The organism is Pseudomonas sp. Hz4 (assembly GCF_054898165.1).
Map to the genome: position 1 here is coordinate 727,991 of NZ_CM142719.1, position 25,177 is coordinate 753,167.

Consider the following 25,177-nt stretch of genomic DNA (forward strand, 5'->3'; position numbering starts at 1 on the left):
GCGGCTTGTGGCCTCCAGCTGCGTTGTGAGAATAATCGTTAAGGTTGGTCTTTAGCCAACCAGAAAAGGTGAAAGCTTGATGCTGTCTGCCAAAAATAAAGAAATTTCAGCTATTTCTAACCTTTGTTCGACAGTCGATCACGTAGTGCATTCTGGCGAATCACTACATGCAGCCTTGTACACGCCGATCAAGGATAGACCATGAGCCTCCCTTCGCTTACCGAACTGCCCGGCATCCTCCTGCCGTTGGTCACCCGCGCCGAGCAGTCGTTCCGTACGGCCGTCGCCGAGTTGGACGACGACCATGGTCTGTCTGGCTGGACGCCTGATCGCTGGGCGCAATTCGCCCGTGTCACCGCTGCCAGCGATTTCGTGATCGAGCAGAGCGTGCGTGATCCGTTGATGTTGCTGGAGCTGGTGCAGTCCGGTGAGCTGGATCGAAGTTTTGCTCCCGGCGAGCTGTGCGCACAGATTGCGACGGCGGCGAATGCAGCGCAAACCGACGATGGGCTGGGTCGCGCCCTTCGTCGTCAACGTACTCGCCATCAAGTGCGGATCATTTGGCGCGACCTGACTCGTCAGTGCGATTTGATCCAGACCTGTCGCGACCTCTCGGACATGGCCGATGCCAGCATCGATCAGGCCTATCAGTGGTTGTACTCGCGGCACTGCCAGCAGTTCGGCGTGCCGACCGGTCGGCGCAGCGGCGAGCCGCAGCAAATGGTCATCCTCGGCATGGGCAAGCTCGGCGCAGTGGAGCTCAACCTGTCGTCGGACATCGACCTGATCTTCGCCTATCCCGAGGGCGGCGAAACCGTTGGCGTGAAGCGCTCGCTGGATAACCAGGAATTTTTCATTCGTCTGGGTCAGCGCCTGATCAAGGCGTTGGACCCGATGACCGTCGACGGTTTTGTATTTCGCGTCGACATGCGCCTGCGGCCTTACGGTTCGGCCGGCGCATTGGTGTTGAGCTTCAACGCGCTGGAGCAGTATTACCAGGATCAGGGGCGCGACTGGGAGCGCTACGCGATGATCAAGTCGCGGGTGGTGGCCGGCGATCAAGTGGCCGGCGCGCAATTGCAAGACTTGCTGCGGCCGTTCGTCTACCGGCGTTACCTCGACTTCTCGGCGATCGAAGCGCTGCGCACCATGAAGCAGCTGATTCAGCAGGAAGTCCGGCGCAAGGGCATGGCCGACAACATCAAGCTCGGCTCCGGTGGCATTCGTGAAGTCGAGTTTATCGCCCAGGCGTTTCAGTTGATTCACGGCGGTCGCGACCTGAGCCTGCAGCAACGTCCTCTATTAAAAGTACTGAGCACGCTGGAAGGTCAGGGCTATCTGCCGCCGGCGGTGATCAGCGAGTTGCGCGAAGGTTACGAATTCCTGCGTTACACCGAACATGCGATCCAGGCGGTTGCCGACCGTCAGACCCAGATGCTGCCGGACGGTGCGCAGGATCAGGCGCGCATTGCCTTTATGATGGGTTTCGCCGATTGGACCGCTTTCCACGAACAGCTCATGTATTGGCGCGGCCGTGTGGCGTGGCACTTCGGCCAAGTGATCGCCGATCCTGATGAAGAGCAAGGCACCGAGAGCGAAGTGGTCGTCGGCGGTGAATGGCTGCCGCTGTGGGAAGAGGCTCAGGATGAAGAGGCTGCTTGCCGCCAGTTGGAGGAGGGCGGTTTCGCCGATGCCAGCAAGGCGCTGAAAGCCTTGGCGGGCTTGCGCGGCAGTCCACAGTTGCGGGCCATGCAGCGTCTGGGGCGTGAACGCCTCGATGCCTTTATTCCACGTTTGCTGGCTCAGGCTGTGGAGCACGCCAATCCGGATCTGGTGTTGGAGCGGGTGCTGCCACTGGTGGAAGCCGTGGCCCGCCGTTCTGCGTATCTGGTGTTGCTGACCGAGAACCCCGGCGCGCTGCGACGCTTGTTGACCCTGTGCGCCGCGAGCCCGTGGATCGCCGAACAGATCACCCGCTTCCCGTTGCTGCTCGACGAATTGCTGAATGAAGGTCGGCTGTTCAAGCCGCCGCTGGCACCGGAACTGGCCGCCGAGTTGCGCGAGCGTTTGACGCGGATTCCGGAAGACGACCTCGAACAACAGATGGAAGCCCTGCGGCATTTCAAGCTGGCACACCGTTTGCGGGTCGCCGCTTCGGAAATCGCCGGCAGCCTGCCGTTGATGAAAGTCAGTGATTACCTGACCTGGCTGGCCGAAGCGATTCTCGAACAAGTGCTGGCCCTGGCCTGGCGCCAGACCGTGACCAAATATGGCACGCCGCTGCGTACCGACGGCACTTTGTGCGATCCCGGCTTCATCATTGTCGGTTACGGGAAAGTCGGCGGTCTGGAACTGGGGCATGGTTCGGACCTGGACCTGGTGTTCATCCACGATGGCGATCCGCAGGCAGAAACCGACGGCCCGAAGCCTATCGACGGCGCGCAATTCTTCACCCGGCTGGGGCAGCGGATCATTCACTTGCTGACGGCGCAAACCAACTCCGGTCAGCTGTATGAAGTGGACATGCGCCTGCGGCCGTCCGGTGCGTCGGGGTTGCTGGTGAGTTCGCTCGGTGCGTTTGCCCGGTATCAGGAAAACGAAGCCTGGACCTGGGAACATCAGGCGCTGGTGCGGGCGCGGGTGCTGGTGGGCAGTGCGGACGTCGGCCAGGCATTCGAGAAAGTCCGTGCGGCGGTATTGGGCAAGTCGCGCGACCTTGCGACCTTGCGCCAGGAGGTCAGCGAGATGCGCGCCAAAATGCGCGATAACCTTGGCAGCAAGAGCACCGCGGCCGGCACCGCGGCAAATGCCTTCGAGGCCACGGCGCCGTTCGATCTCAAGCAGGATGCCGGAGGTATCGTCGATATTGAATTTATGGTGCAATACGCGGCCCTGGCGTGGTCCGAAAAGCACCCGTCATTACTACGCTGGACGGACAATATCCGCATTCTGGAAGGGTTGGAGGAGGAAGGGCTGATGCCCGCCGAAGACGCCAGCCTGCTGCGCGAGGCCTATAAAACCTACCGCTCCGCCGCTCACCGGCAGGCCTTGCAGAAGGATGCCGGAGTGATACCGGGCGACCAGTTCGTGGACGAACGGCGGCAAGTAATGCAGATCTGGCGCGAGCTGGGGCTAAGCTGATTCTCGAGACGGGGAGGCATAAAGCCTCCCCGGCTCGTTTTTGGAAACCACATGAAAATTCTGATCGTTGGGCCCAGTTGGGTCGGTGACATGGTGATGGCGCAGACACTGTTTCAGTGTCTCAAGCAGCGCCACCCGCAATGCGAAATCGACGTGCTGGCCCCCGAGTGGAGCCGGCCGATTCTTGAGCGCATGCCCGAAGTCCGCCAGGCCTTGAGCTTTCCGCTCGGTCACGGTGCTTTGGAGCTGGCGACGCGTCGGCGTATCGGCAAATCCCTGGCCGGCCAGTACGACCAGGCGATCCTGCTGCCCAATTCCCTGAAATCGGCCTTGGTGCCGTTCTTCGCCGGCATCCCGAAACGCACCGGCTGGCGTGGCGAATTTCGCTACGGCTTGCTCAATGACGTGCGCACGCTGGATAAAGAACGTTATCCGCTAATGATCGAGCGCTTCATGGCCTTGGCTTACGAGCCCGGTGCCGAACTGCCGACACCTTATCCACGGCCGAGCCTGCAGATCGACCCGGTCACTCGCGAGGCGGCGATGGCCAAGTTTGGCCTGGCCCTCGACCGCCCGGTGTTGGCACTGTGCCCCGGTGCCGAGTTTGGCGAGTCCAAGCGCTGGCCGTCCGAGCACTACGCCAAAGTGGCCGAAGCGAAGATCCGCGAAGGCTGGCAAGTCTGGCTGTTCGGTTCGAAAAACGATCACGCGGTCGGTGAAGACATCCGTTCGCGGCTGATTCCCGGTCTGCGTGAGGAGTCCGTGAACCTCAGCGGCGGCACCTCCCTGGCCGAAGCCATCGATCTGATGTCCTGCGCCGACTCGGTGGTGTCCAACGACTCCGGCCTGATGCACGTCGCCGCCGCGCTGAATCGCCCACTGGTGGCGGTCTACGGCTCGACGTCGCCGGGTTTCACGCCGCCACTGGCCGAGCACGTCGAGATTGTGCGCCTGGGCATCGAATGCAGTCCGTGCTTCGATCGCACGTGCCGCTTCGGTCATTACAACTGCCTGCGCCAGCTCATGCCGCAAGCGGTGAACGAAGCCTTGCAGCGTTTGCAGGGCACTGTGGTCGAGGTCAAATAGTTTGCGGGTACTGCTGATCAAGACTTCTTCGCTGGGCGACGTGATTCACGCGTTGCCAGCGTTGACCGACGCGGCGCGGGCGATCCCCGGCATCACGTTCGACTGGGTGGTGGAAGAAGGCTTCGCCGAAATCCCGACCTGGCACCCGGCCGTGGGCAAGGTGATTCCCGTGGCGATCCGTCGCTGGCGCAAAAACATCTGGCAGACCATCAAGAGTGGCGAGTGGAAGCGCTTCAAGCAAAACGTTCGCGCCAACAAATATGATTTGGTGATCGATGCCCAGGGCCTGCTGAAAAGTGCGTTGCTGACCCGATATGCCAAAGCCCCGGTGGCCGGGCTGGATAAAAACTCGGCCCGTGAGCCGATTGCCGCACGCTTTTATTCCCGGCGTCTGGCCGTGGCCCGTGGGCAGCACGCGGTGGAGCGGGTGCGTCAGCTGTTCGCCGTGGCGTTGGGGTACGACCTGCCCAAAGGCTTGGGCGATTACGGCCTGAATGTCGAACGACTGGTGGAATTGCCGCGCAAGAATGCTTACGTGGTGTTCCTGCACGGCACTACGTGGGACACCAAACACTGGCCTGAAGCCTACTGGCGCGAGTTGGCCGAGCGCGTCGGCTATCTCGGTGTCGGGGTAAAGCTTGCGTGGGGCAACCCCCTCGAGAAAGCCCGGGCCGAACGCATCGCCAAAGACATGAAACACGTCGAAGTGCTGCCCAGGCTGAACCTGGCCGGTGTCGGCAAGGTGCTGGCCGGCGCGCAAGCCTGCGTGGCGGTGGACACCGGTCTCGGTCATCTGGCCGCCGCGCTCGACGTACCGACGCTGTCGCTGTTTGGCCCGACCAACCCGGGCCTGACTGGCGCATACGGCAAATCGCAGATTCACATGGCCAGCGACTTCCCTTGCGCGCCGTGCCTGCAAAAGAAATGCACCTATCAGCCGACGGCCCAAGATGCCCGTCAGTTTGACCTTAAACGCGAGTGGCCCCTGTGCTTCACGCGTCTGAATCCCGAGCGTGTCGCGACCCGACTGAGCACGTTGTTACTGGCTGAGGAGCTGCGCTGATGCAATTGGCATTTGTCCTGTACAAGTACTTTCCCTTTGGCGGCTTGCAGCGCGATTTCATGCGCATTGCCCTTGAGTGCCAGCAGCGCGGCCACCAGATTCGGGTCTACACGCTGATCTGGGAAGGCGACATTCCACCCGGCTTCGAAGTGTTGGTGGCGCCGGTCAAAGCGTTCTTCAATCATCGGCGCAATGAGAAGCTCAGCGAATGGATGGAGGCTGATCTGGCCAAGCGTCCGGTGGATCGTTTGATCGGCTTCAACAAAATGCCGGGTCTGGATGTCTACTACGCCGCCGACGGTTGCTTCGAAGACAAGGCGCAAAACCTGCGTAACTCGCTGTACCGTCGCTGGGGTCGCTACCGGCACTTCGCGGAGTACGAGCGCGCCGTGTTCGCCAAGGATGCCAAGACCGAAGTGCTGATGATTTCCGAAGTCCAGCAGCCGCTGTTCATCAAGCATTACGGCACGCCGCTTGCGCGCTTCCATTTGCTGCCGCCCGGTATTTCTCAAGACCGTCGCGCGCCGGCCAATGCCGCCGAGATCCGTGCTGAGTTTCGTCGTGAATTCAACCTGAAAGACGATGACCTGCTGCTGGTGCAAATTGGCTCAGGGTTCAAGACCAAGGGTGTGGATCGCAGCCTCAAGGCGCTGGCCGCTTTGCCCGCCGATTTGAAGAAACGCACCCGGCTGTTTGTAATTGGCCAGGACGACCCCAAATTATTCCAGATGCAGAGCGCCACATTGGGGCTCGGCGATAACGTGACGTTCCTCAAGGGGCGCAGCGACATCCCGCGTTTTCTGCTCGGCGCCGATCTGTTGATTCACCCGGCGTACAACGAAAACACCGGGACCGTGTTGCTTGAAGCCCTGGTGGCCGGTCTGCCGGCACTGGTGAGCGCGGTCTGTGGTTACGCCCATTACATCGCCGACGCCGACGCCGGTCTGGTGCTGGACGAACCTTTCGATCAGGCGCAACTGGCTCAGTACCTGACCGGCATGTTGAACGACGCTCAAGCACGGGCGGCCTGGAGCCGCAACGGTCTGGCCTTCGCCGAGACGGCCGACCTCTATAGCATGCCGCAGCACGCGGCCGATGTGATTCTGGCGGAGCACGCTTAATGAAGTTGATGCTGGCTGAACCGTTCAAGAGCCTTTGGGCCGGACGCGACCCGTTCGCCGAAGTCGAGGGTCTTCAGGGCGAGGTATACCGCGAACTTGAAGCGCGCCGTACCCTGCGGACCGAAGTCAATGGCAATGGCTTTTTCGTGAAGATCCACCGTGGCATTGGCTGGGGCGAGATCTTCAAGAACCTGCTCACGGCCAAGCTGCCGGTGCTCGGGGCGGGCCAGGAATGGAAGGCCATTGCGCGCCTGCAAGAAGTCGGCGTGCCGACCATGACCGCCGTGGCTTACGGCGAGAAGGGCAGCAACCCGGCAGACCAGCATTCGTTCATCGTCACCGAAGAGCTGGCGCCCACGGTCAGCCTCGAAGACTTCAGCATCGACTGGGTCAAGCAGCCGCCCGAACCCATACTCAAGCGTGCACTGATCGCCGAGGTCGCGCGCATGACCGGCATGATGCACCGCGCCGGAGTCAACCATCGCGACTGCTACATCTGCCACTTTCTGCTGCACACCGACAAACCGGTGACGGCCGGCGACTTCAAGCTCTCGGTGATCGACCTGCACCGCGCCCATACCCGCCCGACGATTACCCAGCGCTGGCGCAACAAAGACCTGGCAGCGCTGTACTTTTCAGCCCTGGACATTGGCTTGACCCGGCGTGACAAACTGCGCTTCCTCAAGGGCTACTTCCAGCAGCCGCTGCGCCAGATCCTGGGCGAAGAAGCCGGGTTACTTGCCTGGCTGGAAGGCAAGGCGAACAAGCTCTACGAGCGTAAACAGCGATACGGGGATGCGCTCTGATGGCGGGTTGGAAACTGGAACCGGCGTACAGCGATCTGGCGGAAGATTTCGGCAGTCTTGAGGCTGTGTTTGCGCTTCAGGGTGAGCGCCTGACCCACGACCTGTTATCCGAGGTCATTCGCGTCCAACGCAATGGCGTCAACTATTACGTCAAACGCTACGTGGGTGCCGGCAAAGGTCTGCGCCGTTATCTGGGCAAGCCCCGGGTGAAAGCCGAGTGGCAGAACCTCAAGCGCTTCGCCAAGTGGGGCATTCCCACTGCCGAAGTGGTGGCCTGGGGACTGGAGCGTCGCGGCGCGGCCTACGATCGTGGGGCGATGATCACCCGTGAGCTGCCGCATACCGAAGACTTGTCGGCCCTGGCCGAGCGGCATGATCCGAAGCTGGCGGACCGCGCCTGGGTCGACAACGTCAGCCGGCAGCTGGCGGGTTATACCCGGACCCTGCACGACCATCGTTTCACCCATAACGATTTGAAGTGGCGCAACCTGCTGATCGACGATGAGCCCCGGCTGTTTTTGATCGACTGCCCCAATGGTGATTTCTGGCGCGGCTTCTGGCTCAAGTACCGGATCACCAAGGACCTGGCGTGTCTGGACAAGGTCGCCAAGTATCACTTGTCGGCCACCCAGCGCCTGCGCTTTTACCTGCAATACCGCCAGCGTGATCGGCTGAATGCCGCCGACAAAAAACGGATCCGGCACGTGGTGAGATTTTTCGAGGGACGCGAATGACTGATTTTATGGCCGCTGAAGACCGTGCGCTGCTTGAGCGACACGGCCTCGGCACCTTTGACGCACTCTGGGCCAAGCAACTCGACGCTGTGGACGAACCCAACGTCGTTCGCGGTGGCTGGAGCAGTGTGTTTCGGCTGGATCTGGAAGGTCATGGCTACTACCTCAAACGCCAGAGCAACTACCAGACGCGCACGTTGCATGCGCCCTTTGGCGAGCCGAGCTTTGCCCGTGAATTTCGCAATATCAGTCGCTATGAAAAGTTCGGTATTCCAGCGTTGAAAGCGGCATTCTTCGGTGAGCGCAAGGTCGACGGCGAGGTTCGGGCGATTCTGCTGACCCGTGCCCTGGACGGTTGGGATGACCTGGATTCGCTGTTGCGGCGCTGGTCGGACCTGAGTTCGGCGCAGCATTCAGCGATTATGAAAGCCTGTGGTCAACTGGCTCGGCGCCTGCACGGCGCGCGTCAGGTTCACGGTTGCTTCTACCCCAAACACATTTTTCTCCAGGCCACCGGCGACGGTTATCAGGCCCAGCTGATCGACCTGGAAAAGACCCGGCCGTTGCTGTTTGGTCAGCGTGACCGGGCGAAAGACCTGGAGCCGTTGCTGCGTAGGGCACCTCAGTGGAACGAAGCGCAATTGCGCGAGCTGCTGGCTGCCTATCTGGATCAATCCCGGGACAGCTCGTTGATCGACAGCTGGCTGGCGCGACTGACCGCGCGGCGCACTCACAAGGAGACGCGCTGATGCGTTTGTCAGAGCTGAAAAATGTTGGCCGCAGCCCGAGCCTGCCACTGAACATTTCACTGGCCGATGCCGCCGGCCCTGCCGAGTTGCAGTTGCTGAGTCTGTTGCGGGTGTTGCCGGGGCAGCGTTATGTCGGTGCCGGTGTCTGGCGTGGGCGACCGGTGCTGGCCAAATTGTTGGTCGGCAGCAAAGCGGCGCGGCATTTTCAGCGTGAGCTGAACGGGGTGCGTCTGCTCGCTGCCCAAGGGCTGACGACGCCGCAACTGTTGGCCGACGGCCTGAAAGATGGCGAGGGCGGTTGGTTATTGTTTGATTTCCTCGAAGGCGCCGAAAGCCTTGGGGATGCCTGGGGGCAGGTCGAACACTTGCCGATGCTGGCGGATGAGCAATCGGCAGTATTGGCCGATGCGCTGGGTGCAATTGGTCAATTGCACCGCAAGGGCCTGTGGCAGGAAGACCTGCATCTGGACAACCTGCTGCGCCAGGGCGGTCGGCTGTATTTGATCGACGGTGCCGGGATCTGTACCGAAACGCCTGGCCAGCCGCTGTCGCGACAAAAAGTCCTGGAGAATCTCAGGGTGTTTTTCGCCCAGTTGCCCAAGACGCTGGAACCGTATACCGAAGAATTGCTGGTGTATTACCTGCTGAGCAATGGCGAGCATGCCTTGCCCCTGGAAGCGTTGCAGAAACAGATCAGCAAGGTCCGCAGCTGGCGCCTCAAAGACTTCCTGATCAAGGTCGGCCGCGAATGCACGCTGTTCAGTGTCCAGCGCGGAGCGTTCGGCTTACGAGCGATTCGCCGCGAGGAAGAAGCGGCGATGCTGCCGGTGCTGGAACAGGCCGATGCGTTGCTCGATCAGGGTCATCTGTACAAGACCGGTGGCGCGGCGAGCGTCGGCAAGGTCGAGGTGGCCGGTCGTACGCTGGTGATCAAGCGTTACAACATCAAGGGTTTTGCCCACTGGCTAAAACGGTTTTGGCGCCCGAGCCGTGCCTGGCATTCCTGGCGCGAAGGCAATCGCCTGGCATTTCTCGGCATTGCCACGCCCAAGCCGTTGGCGTTGCTGGAGACGCGTTTCCTCTGGTTGCGCAGTCGAGCTTATCTGGTGACCGAGTATTTGCCGGGGCCGGACATCATCGAGCGCTTTGCACCTTACGTTGAAAGCGGTGAAGCGCCGGAAGCCGAATTGCTGGCGCTGGATCATTTGTTTGCCGAGCTGATTCTTGAGCGGATCAGTCATGGGGATTTCAAAGGGCATAACCTGTTCTGGCAACAAGATCGCTGGGCGCTGATTGATCTGGATTCGATGTGTCAGCATGCCTCGGTAAACAGCTTCGCCCCGGCCTATACGCGGGATCGGGCGCGGTTCATGCGTAACTGGCCTGAGAGTAGTGCGCTTTATCAGGTCATTGATCAGCGTCTTCCCAAAGATATCTCTAGCGTTGCTTGAATCCCTTCGCGAGCCTGCTCCGGGCGGCGTTCCGACGAAGGGGCCAGAACAGTTACCCAGGATTAAGGGACAGGTTTTTATGAATTGTCCTACATGATCTACAGAGCCCATGAACTGTGCCCTGAATAGCCGCGATGCTAGTTTGCCTGACGTTCACGGAGGGCAGATTTTTGACGATAAAAACGGCTGTTACGATTGGCGCGTTCTCACTGGCTCTTTCAGGCTGTGGGACCGCTGTTACGGTGCTGCAGGATGATGCCGAGGCTACCCGCGGCCTCCGGAAGCAAAAGACTTATTGTCAATCCATTCCCCGTATTTACAGCGGTCTGGCTTACGATTTCTGTGTGCTGAATGCGCCGCCGGACCCCACGGGTTTTCTTGTGCCGTTCGTTCTGCTGGATCTGACGTTGTCGGGTGTTCTGGACACTGTTGCATTGCCCTACACGATTTACCGGCAGACAACCGACGGCAATATCAGTATTTACTGGAGGTCAGGCCGCGGATGAGCAATGCCGCCTGCTTTCGCCCGGATCATCTTTACGGGGGCAATATGCGCTGGGTCATTCCCGCCATGTTTACGCTATAATCCCGCCCTTTAGCTGCCACTCGCCCTTTGCGAGGGCACATTAATCTTTGAGGCGCCCTGCGCCTGCATGCAGACTAAAGAGGCTAGACCCCTGTGGCATTGACGATTCTTGGCCTGTCCGGCGCCCTTAGCCATGATGCTTCCGCAGCCTTGTACATCGACGGCAAGCTGGTCGCGGCGGCTGAGGAAGAGCGCTTTGTGCGCGATAAACATGCAAAGAACCGCATGCCTTACGAGTCGGCGAAGTTCTGCCTCGAGCAGGCTGGCATCAAGCCGTCCGACGTTGATGTGGTAGCGATTCCATTCGCGCCGATCAGCCTGTTCGGCAAGGCTCGCTGGCATTACGCCAAGCGTTACTGGTACGCCCCGGACCGCGCGCTCGACGCGATCCTGATGGGTAACCGTCGCTACAAGCGCTATCGCAACAAGATTGTCTGGTGCCTCGAGCAATTGGGTTTCGATCCGAAAAAAATCAAGATCGAACCGGTCGAGCATCACCTGGCCCACGCCTCCAGCGCCTACCACTGCTCCGGTTTCAAAGAGAAAACCGCGATCCTCGGGATCGACGGCAAGGGTGAGTACGCCACGACCTTTTTCGGTTACGGCGAAAACGGCAAGATCCACAAGATCAAGGAATTCTTCGATCCGGACTCCCTCGGCGGCCTGTACGGCGCGATCACCGAGTTCCTCGGTTTCGAGATGCTCGACGGTGAGTTCAAGGTCATGGGCATGGCGCCGTATGGCGATGCCAGCAAATACGATTTCTCGCGTCTGGCTTCGTTCGAGAACGGCGAGCTGGTGATCAACACCGACTACGCCAACGTCATCGGCTTGCGTCGTTATAAAGAGAAAGGCAAAGGCTTCTATTTTTCGCCGAAGCTGATCGAGTGGCTGGGTCCGAAGCGCGAGGGCGACATCGCCGACGAACCGTACATCCACTACGCCGCGAGCATGCAAGCACTGTTCGAAAAGATCTCGCTGCAGATGATCGACCACTACCTGGGCGACGTACTCAAGGAAACCGGCAAACTGGCCTTCGCCGGTGGCTGTGCGTTGAACGTCAAACTGAACCAGAAAATCATCGCGCGCGATGACGTCAAAGAGCTGTTCGTTCAGCCCGCGTCCGGCGATGCCGGCACTGCGGTTGGCGCGGCGGCTTATGTGTCCCACGCCCGTGGTGTGCCGGTCGAGAAGATGGAGCACGTCTACCTCGGCCCGTCCTACACCAACGAAGACGTGCTCGCTGCGTGCGCCCGTCACCCGAGCAAGCCGGTATGGCGCAAGCTTGAGAACATGCCGGAAAACATCGCCAAGATCATGGTCGACGGCAACCCGGTGGCCTGGTTTCAGGGTCGCATGGAGTTCGGTCCCCGCGCCTTGGGTGGTCGTTCGATCATCGGTTGCCCGAGCGCCACCGGCGTGGCTGACCGGATTAACCACCAGATCAAGTTCCGCGAGCGCTGGAGGCCTTTCTGTCCGTCGATGCTCGACACCGTTGCACCGCAGATGATCAAGATTGATCATCCGGCGCCGTTCATGACCTTCACCTTTGAAGTGGCTGAAGAGTGGAAAACCCGCGTACCGGAAGTCGTCCATGAAGACGGTACGTCGCGGGCCCAGGTGCTCAAGCGCGAATACAACCCGCGCTACTACGACATGATGAAGGCGCTGGAAGTGCTGACCGGTAACGGCGTGTCGCTGAACACCTCGCTCAACCGCCGTGGCGAACCGATGATCTGCTCGCCGACGGATGCCCTGAACATGTTCTTCGGTTCCGATCTACAGTATCTGATCATGGAAGACATCCTGGTGGTCAAAGAGGGTGCGGACAGGTATGCGGTTGACTGAAGTGCTGATCAGCGTTGTTATTCCAGCCTACAACTATTCCCAGACCCTGCCGCGGGCAGTCGAGTCGGTACTGGCGCAGTTGGTTGAGGGTCGGACGGAGCTGTTAGTCATTGATGACGGCTCCACCGACGCAACGCCTGAGGTGGTCGAAAAGCTTTTGGCGGTTCACGTCGGGCGTTTCCGTGCTTTGCGTAAAACCAATGGAGGGCTTTCTTCTGTTCGCAATCTCGGGATCGAAGAGGCGAGTGGGCGCTACCTGGTCTTTCTCGACGCAGATGACGAGATGGCCCCGGGCGCGCTGGCGGCGTTGATTCATCACATTGCGAGCAACCCTGAAAGCCGTTTGATCATTGGCGGCCACTGGTCGGTGTTTGCTGACGGAAAGCGCAGTTTGCAGACCGTAAAGCCGTTGCCTGCCACAGCGCGGCAGCGAGTGCGCGGCTACTTGCTGGACAAGACTGTATCGATTTCCAACGGTGCTTGCGCGATGCGTCGTGATGTCTTCGCGCCAGGCAACTATCCCGAACACTTGCGCAACGTTGAAGACATTCCGGTATTCGCTCAGGTGCTGGCGCGGTTTCCCTGCAGCGTTCTCGATCAGCCTCTGGCGTTTATCTATAAGCACGCCGACAGCATGCGACATGATTTGACCCAAAGCCTTGCGGCGGGCACGGGAATGGTCGGCGAGGTTTTTTCTTACGAGCGCATGCCCGAAGAATTGCATGATTTGCGCCAGGCGTTTTTGGTACAGCGGTGCCTGTCGTTGTTTCGCGATTGTTACGTCGGGGGCGAGTATGCACTGGCCAAGAAGTTCTATCTTCAGGCTTTGCGTGCCGACTGGCGCACGCTCACACGCTGGTCCTACACACGCAAGGCGGCGCGTCTGCTGTTCAGGTAAGCAGTAGAGACCGTGTCTTCGAGCATGTCGTTCAGTGTTAATGGCTGATGATAAGGCTTGAGCTTGATCAGGCAGACGCTGCCTGGGGCTGTTGCAATCTATTCGTTGAGCTGTTTTGCGCCAAACGTTGTGCGCGTTGTTGAGGGGGGCGGATGTTAGAAACTGGCAGCAAAGCGGGGGCTCTGATCTCTCGGATTATTGGTGAATATCCGGTCAGGTTGGCGTTCTGGAGTAGTTTGCTGCTTTCCCTGATTGCCGTGCTGGGAACGGCGACTGTCGGACGTGATGCTGCGCTTTACATCGATATTGCTCAGCAGGTCACGGAACACGGGCCAAAAGCGGCCTGGCAGTCCTTCGATTGGCCCTGGTTTTCTTATCTCCTGGCCGGTACTCATATCGTCCTGCATTTGCCGTTGGAGCTGAGCGCCTATCTATGGTGTGGGGGCTTTCTCGCGGGCACCTGTGCGTTGATGGTTGATTGTATTCGGCAACGCTCCCCGGCCAGCGCTCGCTGGGCCTGTCTGGTGGTATTGGCAATGCCTGCGGTCAATTCTTTTCGAAATGACATCATTCGCGAATTTGGTTTCTGGTTTTTCTGCACCCTGACGCTCTGGCTTGCTTTGCGATGGCAGGCGCGTGGCGGCTGGCTTCGTGCGGCGTTCATCCACTTGGCAATCGTGGCGGCCGCGTTGTTTCGCCTTGAGGCCTTGCTGTTGATACCCGCGTTGGGGCTCTGGCAGTTGTCGAATCTTTGGTCATCCACGCAACGCAAGCAGTTCTTGCAGTTTATTCTGTTGCCAGTGGTGGGGTTGGTTGTGATCTCGGTGTCGGGCGCTTTTTCGGCTGCGCGTGTTTCGCTCTACCTGGATATGCTCAATCCGCATAGTGTGTTTGCGTCGTTCGGTCAGCTGTCCGAGCAATTTTCCAGATCGTTGATCAATAAGTACTCGCAGGACGAGGCCGGGCGGATAATTTTCTTCGGCATCCTGGCATCCATGTTGATTAGCATAGTGAAACTGATGGGGCCTTTCGCTCTTCCGTTTGTTCTACGAAGCAACTGGAGTGTTCTGCGGGCTTACTGGCGCGACTATCGCCCGTTTGCCTGGACAGCTTTGCTGTATGGAGTAGTGCTGGTCCTGTTCTATTTGAAGCAGCAATTCATGAACACTCGCTACTTGAGTTTCCTGAACCTGCTGTTCGTTCCTGTGCTGGCGTCGGCGTTGGCGGTCTTTGTCCGTCAGTTTCCGCGCTGGGGCAAGGCGCTGGTGGTGCTGGGTTTGTTGGTGATGCTGTCCAACGTGGTTTCCACCAGCCCGGGGAAGACTCATTATGTCGAGGCGGGCCACTGGGTGGCCGCCCATATTGAGCCAGGCGCACCGGTATACTACCAGGACGGCCGCATCAGCTATTACGCCGGTCGTGGTTATGTGCTCAATAGTTTGACCCGGGAGGAGGCGATGTCCCCGGAGCACGCGGGCGATTTTCGCTATTTCCTGATCGATGCCCCTGGCGACGAGTCATGGCTAAGTGGATGGCTGGCGGAGCACAAGCAGCGCATTCTTGCGCGTTTCGCCAACCGCAAAGGCGCCACCGTATTGGTCATCGGCCAGTAACGTTTTAGTCCAGCAGCTGGCGCAGACGCTCGATCATTGGTGTCTGCCGATTGATAGGCAGACCCTGGCGATAACCTTCAAGGAAGGTGTCGCCAGCATCCTGGCCCAGCAACCACTGCCGATCCTCTTTGTAGCGCAGCAAATGGGCAAAATTGCGCAGCCGTTTGCTGTCGCTCAGGGTGCGCTTTTTGCAGCGCAAGTCCGCAATGTCGATGAGTCCCAGGGTGTTGTCGGGCGTCAGCACCACGTTGCCAAAATGCAGCGACCGAAAGTACACCCCCTTCTCGTGCAAACGAGCAATGAAACCCCCTAGTTGGGATCTCAAGGCGTTGGCCTCTTCGGCAGTGGTTTGAAGCTGGCGCACTGTCGTTCCTTCAAGGGGGCTGTAGTACACGCCATCGCGTTGGATGCTGGGGATGCGATACACCGCGATAATTTTCGGGCAAGGAACGCCTCGCAGCTCCAGGGCGCGGGTGTTGTTGGCGAAGCGTTGAGCGTAGGGATAAAACAGCGCGGAACTGAGCAGGCGTTTGCGGCGAAACAACTTGAGCATGCGTCCGTCGGCCAACCTGAGCACCTTGTCGCCGGAGCCGTCGGCTTCCAGTACGTGCGCGCCTTCGCGCAGTGCCTCATAGGTGCTGTGATCAATCGCTTGCATGCCTGACTCCCCATCATAAGTCGGTTATCTTAACCGACTTGTCCAGAGGCTGGCCTACCGTCATGTTCATTGGGGAAAAAGGGGCGTGTGATATCATCCGCTCCTCACTGATTTGCGCGGATTCTTATGAGCAGTCCTGAACCGAAAGCCCAGTCTACGCTGGCGATCTATTTCCGCCTTTTGGCTTACCTAAAGCCTTACGTGGGCCTGTTCATACTAAGCATCGTAGGGTTTTTGATCTTCGCATCGACGCAGCCAATGCTCGCTTATATCCTCAAGTACTTCGTCGACGGCCTGGCCAACCCGGAAGCCAGTCTGTTTCCTGGAAACCCTTACCTGGGCAAGTTGCAGTTGCTGGAAACCGTACCGTTGATGATCGTCGTGATTGCGGTCTGGCAGGGTGTGGGGTCCTATTTGGGTAACTTCTTTCTGGCGCGGGTTTCCCTGGGACTTGTTCACGATTTGCGGGTGGTTCTGTTCAACAAGTTACTGGAGTTGCCGAACCGCTTCTTCGACAAGAACAATTCCGGTCACTTGATTTCTCGAATCACCTTTAACGTCACCATGGTCACCGGTGCCGCTACCGATGCCATCAAGGTGGTGATTCGTGAAGGCATGACCGTGATTTTCCTGTTCTGCACACTGCTTTGGATGAACTGGAAGCTTACGCTGGTGATGCTGGCCATCCTGCCGTTGATTGGCATGATGGTGAACAGCACCAGCCGTAAATTTCGCAAGCAAAGCAAAAAGATTCAGGTTTCGATGGGCAACGTCACTCACGTTGCGTCCGAGACCATCCATGGCTATCGCGTGGTGCGCAGCTTCGGCGGCGAAACCTATGAAAAGGTCCGCTTTAAGGACGCCAGCCATAGCAATACCGATAAGCAACTGGCGATGACCAAGACCGGCGCGGTGTACACGCCGATGCTACAACTGGTGACTTATAGCGCCATGGCCGTGGTCATGTTTTTGGTGTTGTACCTGCGTGGCGATGCGTCGCCCGGTGACCTGGTGGCCTACATCACCATGGCGGGCCTGCTACCCAAGCCGATTCGTCAGCTCTCTGAAGTCAGCTCCACCATCCAGAAGGGTGTGGCGGGTGCCGAGAGTATTTTCGAGCAGTTGGATGAGCCGGCGGAAGTCGATCAGGGTACGGTTGAATATGATCGCCTCGAGGGGCGTCTGGAAGTGCGCAATCTCAGCTTCCAGTACCCGGAAAGCGGCAAGCAGGTGCTCAACGACATCAGCTTTATCGTGGAGCCCGGGCAGATGGTTGCACTGGTCGGACGCTCGGGCAGTGGCAAGTCCACACTGGCCAGCCTAATTCCACGCTTCTATCAGCACGAACAAGGGCAGATTCTGCTCGACGGTGTGAAGGTCCAGGACTTCACCTTGCGCAGCCTTCGTCGGCAGATTGCCCTGGTGACCCAGCAGGTCACCTTGTTCAACGACACCGTGTCCAACAACATCGCCTACGGCGACCTCGCGGGTGCGCCCGTTGAAGAAGTGCGCCGGGCGGCTTTGGGGGCTTATGCCGACGAGTTCATCGTCAAGATGCCCCAGGGCTATGAAACCATAGTGGGTGAAAATGGTGTGCTGCTGTCTGGTGGCCAGCGCCAGCGTATCGCCATTGCCCGGGCCTTGCTCAAGGATGCACCGCTGCTGATCCTCGATGAGGCGACTTCTGCCCTCGATACCGAGTCGGAGCGTCATATCCAGGCAGCTCTGGATCAAGTAGTGAAAAACCGTACGACTCTGGTGATTGCCCACCGCTTGACCACCATTGAGAAGGCCGACTTGATTTTGGTCATGGATGAAGGCCGGATCGTCGAGCGCGGTACTCATGTGGAGCTTCTGGCGCTCAACGGCTATTACTCCCGTCTGCACGCCAAAGAGTTTGAAGAGGGTGACGAGCTGCAGTCGACACACGTGATTGGCGCATGCTGAGGCTGCTTCGAAGCTGGCGCGAACGTGGCTGGACCGAGATTGACCATAGTGCCTACGAGCAGGCCTGGCAGTGTTTTGGCGGCAGCTTCGCCACTCACCCCCAGGTGGTAGAGCGCTTGTCGACATTTGTCGGCATCGAGCTGCGTTATCTGGGCTGGATCGTTGACGGTGCTGTCGTGGCAGCCGTTCCTTGCTGGGGGCGCCACATCGCCTTGTCCAAGGAAGTGCTCAAGCGCGAGGGCAAACGCGGGTTGCTGGACATGGGGAACGCGGAGATTATTCTGCCCATCGCCCCGGACGTCGAGGTACCAGTGCGTCAGCGCATGGCGTATGTCTCGGAACTCAATGTCCGGCAAATCAGCACCTTGCGCGAGCTCCCCCAGGGGCTGGCACTGGCGCGAGCACCAGAAGACTATTCGAAAAAATTTCGTTACAACCAGCGACGTGACCAGCGACTGCTGGAAGAGGCCGGCGGGGAACTGATCCCGATGTCCCAGCTGTCACCGCAGGAGCAAGCGGCTGCGTATGGCGAGCTGTTTCAGCGCCGCTGGGGGTTTGAAGTCCCCGGCAAGACAGGGTTGGCGGAGGTGTTCACCTTGCTGCGCGAGTTCATGACTGGCTCGGTGGTGATGTTGGACTCGGTGCCTATCGCCACCCAGATTCTGTATCGCGTCGAAGCGCCCCAATGGGTTTCCCTGGAATACATCAACGGCGGCGTCGACCCTCAGAACCGCGAGTTTAGTCCGGGTAGCGTGCTCAGTTTCGTCAACACTCAGCAGGCCTGGGAGGAGGCGCGGGCGCTGGGCAAGGTTCTGCGTTATTCATTCGGTCGTGCCGATCGCGAGTATAAGGATCGCTGGTGCCATAAGGTGCCGGTCTATCAGGTCTAATTCATGAGTGCTCGCAAACAACGGCTTCTCAAGGCTCATCGGCGCAATAAGCGAGTGTTTTTCGTCGCTTTCCTGCTGACACTGGCGGTACTCGGTTTCTGGCTGGGGTGGTGGATAGTGCCGCTTCTGCTGGTGCTGGCTTGGGTGGCTCACGAGGCGTGGTTTGCCGATCACCTGTTTTATCGGGCCTCTGATGACTACCAGTACGGTTTTCCCGTTGGCACCCCGCATCAAACAGTGAACCTTGAGGCTGGCTTGGTACGTCTGAGCGAGCCGCTGGCTGAAGGCGAGACCCTCATACTCGAACTTGAATTGAAAACCACCTGGCTGGGTCGCTGGCTGGATCCGTTTATCGAAGTCGGTGATGATCGCCAAGAGTTCGAGCGCGGCGTAAAAGGGCGGCGTTTTCTTAATCTCTCAGGGCAGGGCGCGATGCTTGCCCAGGGCTCGCTGGCGGTGCGTGGACGCTATTGCACCCTGACTGCCACGGGTACGCTGTGGGTCATGGCCAATCCCGATTATGCACAGCAACGCGTGATGATTTTGGCGCCCCACGCCGATGACGCCGAACTGGCCGCGTTTGGCCTTTACAGTCGCAGTGAAGAGGTCAGCATCGTCACCTTGACTCAGGGCGAAATCGAGGCCGAGAATTTTCAGCGCCTGGGGCTGAGCGAGTCTCAGGCGGCGCGTCTGAAAGGGCGTCTGCGCAGCTGGGACAGCCTGGCCATTCCGCTGTGGGGTGGTGTGCCCGTCAACCGCTGCGTGCAATTGGGCTATTACTGCCTTCAATTGCCGTTGATGGCCGAGGAGCCTGCCAAGTCGTTTGGCTCGCGCGAGTCTGGGGACAGTGATGTTCGCCCTGTGCGCCGGCAAAACCCGATGATTTTGCCCGCTGATATCGACGGGGCGCCGACCTGGCAAAACTTGATCGCCGACCTGGTAGCGCTACTGGAACATTTCCGTCCCGAGGTGGTGGTGACTCCCCATTCCGAACTGGACCCTCACAGCGATCACGTCGCGTCAACCCGCGCGGTTCTTGAAGCCATCGCCGCCAGCGCCTGGAAGCCTGGGACCCTGCTGATGTACGCCAATCATCTGCATGACAACGACCGCTGGCCCATGGGGGCGGCCGGTGCCGGTATCGCCTTGCCGCCGGCCATCGAACCGTTGCCTGTCGACAAGCTGTGGAGCCCGCAGCTGTCCTCTGACGAGCAACTGGATAAGGCCATGGCGCTGGCAATGGAGCATGACCTGCAGGAGGCTCCGGTTTTCAAACGTCAGTTGCGACGTCTGATTCAGCAGGCATTGGCCGGTCGGCGCTGGCCCGCCACAGGCCGCAACGAGTTTTTCCGCAAGGCGGTGCGGCGTCACGAATTGTTCTGGGTGCGCGACCTTTCAGATTGAGGCGGACGGCGCTTTTCCATGTGTTAGTATCGCGCCCCTGTTAATTTTGTATGCGGGTTGCTCCATGAAGTTGTCCATGCCGCGATTCGATCAAGCCCCTGTCTTGGTAGTCGGCGATGTCATGCTCGACCGTTATTGGCATGGTGGTACCTCTCGGATTTCTCCTGAGGCGCCTGTTCCGGTAGTCAAAGTCGAGCAAATCGAGGACCGCCCGGGCGGTGCCGCGAACGTTGCGTTGAACATTGCCGCCCTCGGCGCGCCTGCCTCGCTGGTCGGTGTGACCGGCGACGATGAAGCCGCCAACAGCCTGGTCAATAGCCTCAAGGGTGCTGGTGTGCGGGCGTTGTTCCAGCGCATCGCGCACCAGCCAACCATCGTCAAGCTGCGGGTCATGAGCCGTCACCAGCAATTGCTGCGTATCGACTTCGAAGAGCCGTTCGCCACCGACGCCCTGGCGTTGACGGGGCTGGTCGAAGAACTGCTTGAAGGCATCAAGGTGCTGGTCCTTTCCGATTACGGTAAAGGCGCGTTGAAAAACCATCAGGTGCTGATTCAGGCCGCCCGTGCTCGTGGCATTCCAGTGCTAGCTGATCCCAAGGGCAAGGATTTCTCCATCTACCGTGGTGCGAGCCTGATTACCCCGAACCTCAGTGAATTCGAGACCATCGTCGGCGGTTGCGCCGATGAGCACGAGTTGGTGAGCAAGGGCGCACAGCTCATGCACGATCTGGACCTTGGCGCGTTGCTGGTGACCCGTGGCGAGCACGGCATGACGTTGCTGCGCCCTGATCATCCGGCGCTGCACCTGCCCGCCCGGGCCCGTGAAGTGTTTGACGTAACCGGTGCCGGCGACACGGTGATTTCGACCCTGGCGGCAGCGATCGCCGCCGGCGAAGAGCTGCCGCACGCGGTAGCGCTGGCCAATCTGGCGGCTGGCATCGTGGTCGGCAAGCTCGGTACGGCGGCCATCAGTGCCCCCGAGCTGCGTCGCGCCATCCAGCGAGAAGAAGGGTCCGAGCGCGGCGTGCTGGGCCTTGAGCAGTTGTTGCTGGCGGTCGACGACGCGCGTGCGCATAACGAGAAGATCGTCTTCACCAACGGTTGCTTCGACATTCTGCATGCCGGCCACGTGACCTACCTCGAGCAGGCACGTGCCCATGGCGATCGTTTGATCGTTGCAGTCAACGATGATGCGTCGGTGAGCCGTCTGAAAGGGCCGGGTCGTCCGATCAACAGTGTCGACCGTCGCATGGCGGTGCTGGCGGGTCTGGGGGCGGTGGATTGGGTGATCAGTTTCCCTGAAGGAACGCCGGAAAATCTGTTGCGTGAGGTTAAGCCGGACGTGCTGGTCAAGGGGGGGGACTACGGGATCAACCAGGTAGTCGGCGCTGACATCGTGACCGCTTACGGCGGGACGGTGAAAGTACTGGGGTTGGTGGAAAACAGCTCGACTACGGCGATTGTCGAGAAGATCCGCAGCCGTTGACGGGATGAACGACTCCCTTCATGTCTGGCGTGGGAACGGGGCTTGGCTATACGCCAGCGCCCGTACCTATTGACCGGTACATACCCGATGCGCTTACCTGTTTTTGTCTCTTGGTACACTAATTTATGAAAGTCATGCTCCTGGTGATGGACGAGCAGCGCGTCATATTGGATCGCCTGTATGAAATCGTGCAGCAGAATTGCACTGATTGCGTTGTCTATCGCCTAAGCAAACAGCAACAGATGAATCTCGGTCCGTTTCTCGCCTCAGTCAATTATCAGGACTTTGATCGAGTCGTGATTTTCTCGAGGGTCAAGCGCCTCGTCACTCAACTCAGTGTGCTGAAGTGCATCCCCGGGCTGGTCTTTCTGGAGCATGACGCCTATCAGAACTACATGCCCGGCAGTAAGTACCGGCGTATCTATTCGCGCCTGTACAGCCGTCTTCCCAGCGCTCGTGTGCTGGTGTCGGGCGCTGTTGTCGCGCGTCGGATGCAAGCTGAAAATATTGACGCGGTGTTTGTGTCCAAGGGATATGACGAACAAATGCTGCGCAATGTCGGCGGTACTCGCGACATTCCGATCGGCTTTCTGGGCAGTCTGAAAAGTACCGAATATGCGCAGCGCAAGGCGGTCCTTGAATCCCTGGCTCGGCGGACCGGCATGCTGGTGACCCGGACCAAGTCCGGCGCCGAATATCTGGAAACACTTAATCGCATCAAGATTTTTGTCAGTGCCGATATCGGCATGGGCGAATTCATGATCAAGAACTTCGAAGCCATGGCGTGTGGCTGTGTCCTGCTGGCCTGGAGTCAGGGTGAAGAAGACGGGTTGCTGGGTTTCCAGGATATGCACAACACCGTGTTCTACCGCAACGAAGATGAAGCCGTGGAAAAACTCAAGCTGTTGGAAAGTGATCCCGAGTTGGCGTCTCGCATCGCCAGTAATGGGCAGGCGTTCGCGGAGAACCAGTATTCCTTCGCTCGTGTTGGACGTACCCTCGCCGCTGAAATACAGCGTGAAATGCGTCCTTGGCAACTGCCTTCAGCGTTCATTCGCCTGTGGGTCAAGTTACGCCACGGGATGAAGGTTCCAGGGTAAATGGTCGATTCTCAACAGCTGCAAGCCAGCGAGAAGATGGCGCTGGATGCGATGCCAGGCGGTCATCAATCTGTCATCGATGGACTGCCGCCGGAGCTGAAAGCGTGCTTGCGCAACGCGGCGCGCGTGGTGCTGGTGGCCAATAATCCGGCAATTACGGCGGCCGATTTCCAGGCGCTGAATATCGGCACCGATGACGTGGTCGTCAGCTTCAATACCTGTGCGAAATCTGCACTGCTGCGCCCGCGAAGCGTCAATGTGTTCGTGCATGGTTTTAATGCACCTGACGCTTATTTTTTCGGCCTTCCCTATGGGCCGCAAGTGCAGCAATTGTTCGAATACCCTGACGCCCGTTGTTTCACGATGCTGGTGGGCAGCACTGCAGCGATGTGTGCTTTACCGCGCGTGGCGCTTTATTGGGAGCGCATTCCGCTGCCGCCATTGTGGAATTACCCGGTCGACCGGCCGGAGGGCAAACGTTACGTCGGACCTTCCACGGGTTTCAATGCGCTGGTGTTGTTTGACTGGCTGCGCAGCCATGCCGGTTACACCTACCAGCTAATGACGCTGGGGTTTTCCAACGAAGCAGGAAAGTTCTGGGGCGGTCATGCCTGGGACTATGAGCGAGACTGGTTGCTCAAGTCAGATGTCATCCTCGTACCTTTGCAGCGTCGGCGCTGGTGGCAAGTAGTGTTTCGTCGCAAATGAATGATCAGGTGCGGCGCGGTGGCCAATAAGGCGCCGTGAAGAGGTCGATTATTTTTCAGGAAGCAGTTAAGTGTTAAATGTTGCGGTGGCGTTTTTTGGTATTCCAAGAAATTCGGAAATCTGCTTTCCGTCCATTCAAGAAAACGTGCTTGCGCAGCTCCCTGCGGACAGCAACGTGAAGTGCTTCTATCATCTCTATAAAATCGACGAAATCCAGAACTCGCGTTCAGGTGAAACAGGTGAGTTGAGCGCGGACAACTACGAGGTCTTCCAGTCCATGACCGGCGTGCTTGCCTCAACGGAAGGCGTTCTGGAACGCTGGGACTTCGAGCGAGTGAAAGCACTCGGCGATACTTGGGCTGATGAGCACGTGTCCCTCAGGAACCTGATCTATCAGCTCAATTCGCTGCACACTGTCACGGCCATGATGGAGTCCTTCAATCCTGATTTCGTTGTCTTCGTGCGTCCCGATAATTTCTATCACTCACCCCTTCCCACTTATGTGTTCAAGCACCCTAAAGCCAGGCGGCTGAATGTCTACATTCCCGATTGGCAGTGGTGGGGAGGGCTGAACGATCGGTTTGCCATCTGTGGGCGTGATGCTTACCAGGCCTATGGCAAAAGGATCGAACACATCTTCGATTTTTGTAAGGCGACGGGAAGAAAGCTGCATTCCGAGCGGCTGCTCAAATACGTACTGCAACAGGCCGGAACCAAAGTCTGCACCATGGGCGCCACGGCTTCGCGTGTTCGTATCACCGGTGCATTCGCTGATGAGTCGTTCTCTCCCAAGCGAGGCATGGGCAAGCGAGAGAATCGCTACTTCCACCTGTTTGCGCGACTACGTACCCTCATGGACAAGCGGCAATCGGATTAGGCCGAAGGGGAAAGAACGTCAGCCCATCGTGCGCTAGCGTCTTCGTACCAATCGCACCAGTTGCAGTGCCTTGGCGCCGAGTTTAATCAGTCCTTGTCGCTGAGCTTTTGGCACCCCTAGCCCCTGTTGTGCGACCCATTCTTTCCAGCGAATACGCTCTTCACGGACCACCCAACCTTCTTGGGCGGCAAAGCTTTCCGCCAGGTACAGTCCTCGGGTGCTGGCCGGCAACAACTGGTCGCGCTTGAGGGTGTAGAGCTCGGGAAGAGGCACACCATCTTCATGCGGCATCAGGTATAGATCAGGACGCTTGCGATCGAGGCGGGCCACCAGTTGATCGCCTTCCAATCGTTCGTCGACGTGAAACAAACTCAAGGATTTGGCTTCCTTGGGCACGTCCAGGCGCAAGTCATAGATCAATTGCAGCGAGGACGTTGGCAAATGCACGTAAGCCCGCGGGCGTTCGATCAACTGCATCTTGGCGCAACGCACGGGCCGCGCCGAACCTGACAGCGGCGTCAGGCGAAACGGCAACGCCTCGCGATAATGCAGCGCGGACGAGTAGGGCGCCGGCAGCCAGGTGTCGTTGAAGCGCCCGCCGAGCCAGCCTTCTGGAGTTTCCAGCAGGCATTCTTCGGCAATCTCCTGGATTGCCGTGTGCAGCGGCAGGTTCAGCTCATGGGCCGGCACGTAACCGGAGATCAGCTTGAGCACTACATCGCCCCGATCCTGCCGACGCTGACGGACCAACACCCAGTAGTCGCGATTTTGCCAATGCAGGGTCAGGCGCACAGAGACCCCGAGATTGGCCAGCTCAAGCGAAAACCGCTGAGTGTCGGCTACCGTCACCGGGCGGCGACGTTGCAGGGTCTGGGAAAAATTGAGCGGCATCCCGACGCTTTGATAACTCAGGCCTTCGGGAGTCGCTTCGACGAATAACGGCAGGGTCTTGAAGTTGCTCGGGTTCTTTCTAATGAGCGTACGCGGCATGTCGGCTCCTGCTTAAGGCCG

Annotated in this window: 21 protein-coding genes; 19 read left to right on the forward strand and 2 right to left on the reverse strand. The window is 59.0% G+C overall.

The genetic code is table 11. The features are described from left to right. The first annotated feature begins 201 nt into the window (after positions 1–201). The 12 genes from glnE to ACYZTR_RS03320 all read left to right on the forward strand — a co-directional run bounded on the left by glnE (position 202) and on the right by ACYZTR_RS03320 (position 15,096). Positions 202–3,141, forward strand: a complete 2,940-nt coding sequence (glnE, locus tag ACYZTR_RS03265; protein ID WP_461976398.1) for a bifunctional [glutamate--ammonia ligase]-adenylyl-L-tyrosine phosphorylase/[glutamate--ammonia-ligase] adenylyltransferase — start codon at positions 202–204, stop codon at positions 3,139–3,141. Positions 3,142–3,192: 51 nt separating this feature from the next. Further along, positions 3,193–4,227, forward strand: a complete 1,035-nt coding sequence (waaF, locus tag ACYZTR_RS03270) for a lipopolysaccharide heptosyltransferase II (protein WP_461976400.1) — start codon at positions 3,193–3,195, stop codon at positions 4,225–4,227. 1 nt (position 4,228) lies between these two features. Further along, a complete protein-coding gene (waaC, locus tag ACYZTR_RS03275; RefSeq protein WP_461976402.1) occupies positions 4,229–5,290 on the forward strand; it encodes a lipopolysaccharide heptosyltransferase I in 1,062 nt (353 codons plus the stop codon). Further along, positions 5,290–6,411 (forward strand): glycosyltransferase family 4 protein, encoded by a 1,122-nt coding sequence (locus tag ACYZTR_RS03280; RefSeq protein WP_461976404.1) that lies wholly within the window; start codon positions 5,290–5,292, stop codon positions 6,409–6,411. Before waaC ends, ACYZTR_RS03280 begins: the two co-directional genes overlap by 1 nt. Continuing rightward, positions 6,411–7,217, forward strand: a complete 807-nt coding sequence (rfaP, locus tag ACYZTR_RS03285; protein ID WP_461976406.1) for a lipopolysaccharide core heptose(I) kinase RfaP — start codon at positions 6,411–6,413, stop codon at positions 7,215–7,217. The genes ACYZTR_RS03280 and rfaP overlap by 1 nt, the downstream gene beginning before the upstream one ends. Beyond that, positions 7,217–7,951 (forward strand): lipopolysaccharide kinase InaA family protein, encoded by a 735-nt coding sequence (locus ACYZTR_RS03290; protein WP_461976408.1) that lies wholly within the window; start codon positions 7,217–7,219, stop codon positions 7,949–7,951. The genes rfaP and ACYZTR_RS03290 overlap by 1 nt, the downstream gene beginning before the upstream one ends. Continuing rightward, complete coding sequence (locus ACYZTR_RS03295; RefSeq protein WP_461976410.1) at positions 7,948–8,700, forward strand: lipopolysaccharide kinase InaA family protein; 753 nt, start codon at positions 7,948–7,950, stop codon at positions 8,698–8,700. The genes ACYZTR_RS03290 and ACYZTR_RS03295 overlap by 4 nt, the downstream gene beginning before the upstream one ends. After that, positions 8,700–10,151: a lipopolysaccharide kinase InaA family protein gene (locus ACYZTR_RS03300; protein ID WP_461976412.1), complete on the forward strand. Its 1,452-nt coding sequence runs from the start codon at positions 8,700–8,702 to the stop codon at positions 10,149–10,151. The genes ACYZTR_RS03295 and ACYZTR_RS03300 overlap by 1 nt, the downstream gene beginning before the upstream one ends. Before the next feature lie 170 nt (positions 10,152–10,321). Beyond that, positions 10,322–10,657 carry a YceK/YidQ family lipoprotein gene (locus ACYZTR_RS03305; RefSeq protein WP_461976414.1) on the forward strand — a complete coding sequence of 112 codons (336 nt, stop codon included), beginning with the start codon at positions 10,322–10,324 and terminating at the stop codon, positions 10,655–10,657. Positions 10,658–10,830: 173 nt separating this feature from the next. Then, a complete protein-coding gene (locus tag ACYZTR_RS03310; RefSeq protein WP_461976416.1) occupies positions 10,831–12,585 on the forward strand; it encodes a carbamoyltransferase family protein in 1,755 nt (584 codons plus the stop codon). Next, positions 12,572–13,483, forward strand: coding sequence for a glycosyltransferase family 2 protein (locus tag ACYZTR_RS03315; RefSeq protein WP_461976418.1), 912 nt, complete (start codon positions 12,572–12,574; stop codon positions 13,481–13,483). The genes ACYZTR_RS03310 and ACYZTR_RS03315 overlap by 14 nt, the downstream gene beginning before the upstream one ends. Positions 13,484–13,635: 152 nt before the next feature. Then, positions 13,636–15,096 (forward strand): hypothetical protein, encoded by a 1,461-nt coding sequence (locus ACYZTR_RS03320; RefSeq protein ID WP_461976420.1) that lies wholly within the window; start codon positions 13,636–13,638, stop codon positions 15,094–15,096. A 4-nt stretch (positions 15,097–15,100) separates the two neighbouring features. Here ACYZTR_RS03320 and ACYZTR_RS03325 read toward each other — a convergent pair whose 3' ends face one another. Further along, entirely contained in the window at positions 15,101–15,754 is a 654-nt protein-coding gene (locus tag ACYZTR_RS03325; RefSeq protein WP_461976422.1) for a lipopolysaccharide kinase InaA family protein, read from the reverse strand. Positions 15,755–15,880: 126 nt separating this feature from the next. Here ACYZTR_RS03325 and msbA point away from each other — a divergent pair, with 126 nt between their 5' ends. The 7 genes from msbA (at position 15,881) to ACYZTR_RS03360 (ending at position 24,166) form a co-directional block, all read left to right on the forward strand. Further along, a complete protein-coding gene (msbA, locus tag ACYZTR_RS03330) occupies positions 15,881–17,701 on the forward strand; it encodes a lipid A export permease/ATP-binding protein MsbA (RefSeq protein ID WP_461976424.1) in 1,821 nt (606 codons plus the stop codon). Continuing rightward, entirely contained in the window at positions 17,695–18,591 is an 897-nt protein-coding gene (locus ACYZTR_RS03335; RefSeq protein ID WP_461976426.1) for a GNAT family N-acetyltransferase, read from the forward strand. The genes msbA and ACYZTR_RS03335 overlap by 7 nt, the downstream gene beginning before the upstream one ends. Positions 18,592–18,594: 3 nt before the next feature. After that, positions 18,595–19,995 (forward strand): PIG-L deacetylase family protein, encoded by a 1,401-nt coding sequence (locus ACYZTR_RS03340; protein ID WP_461976428.1) that lies wholly within the window; start codon positions 18,595–18,597, stop codon positions 19,993–19,995. A gap of 64 nt (positions 19,996–20,059) precedes the next feature. Continuing rightward, positions 20,060–21,481: a bifunctional D-glycero-beta-D-manno-heptose-7-phosphate kinase/D-glycero-beta-D-manno-heptose 1-phosphate adenylyltransferase HldE gene (gene hldE, locus ACYZTR_RS03345; protein ID WP_461976430.1), complete on the forward strand. Its 1,422-nt coding sequence runs from the start codon at positions 20,060–20,062 to the stop codon at positions 21,479–21,481. Positions 21,482–21,606: 125 nt separating this feature from the next. Continuing rightward, positions 21,607–22,581 carry a glycosyltransferase family protein gene (locus ACYZTR_RS03350; RefSeq protein ID WP_461976432.1) on the forward strand — a complete coding sequence of 325 codons (975 nt, stop codon included), beginning with the start codon at positions 21,607–21,609 and terminating at the stop codon, positions 22,579–22,581. Between the two features lie 36 nt (positions 22,582–22,617). Then, entirely contained in the window at positions 22,618–23,289 is a 672-nt protein-coding gene (locus tag ACYZTR_RS03355) for a hypothetical protein (RefSeq protein ID WP_461976434.1), read from the forward strand. Positions 23,290–23,359: 70 nt separating this feature from the next. Further along, complete coding sequence (locus ACYZTR_RS03360) at positions 23,360–24,166, forward strand: hypothetical protein (RefSeq protein WP_461976436.1); 807 nt, start codon at positions 23,360–23,362, stop codon at positions 24,164–24,166. A 33-nt stretch (positions 24,167–24,199) separates the two neighbouring features. On the opposite strand, the gene ACYZTR_RS03365 is transcribed toward ACYZTR_RS03360, so the two are convergent. Next, positions 24,200–25,156 (reverse strand): metal ABC transporter ATPase, encoded by a 957-nt coding sequence (locus tag ACYZTR_RS03365; protein ID WP_461976438.1) that lies wholly within the window; start codon positions 25,154–25,156, stop codon positions 24,200–24,202. Positions 25,157–25,177 lie beyond the last annotated feature (21 nt).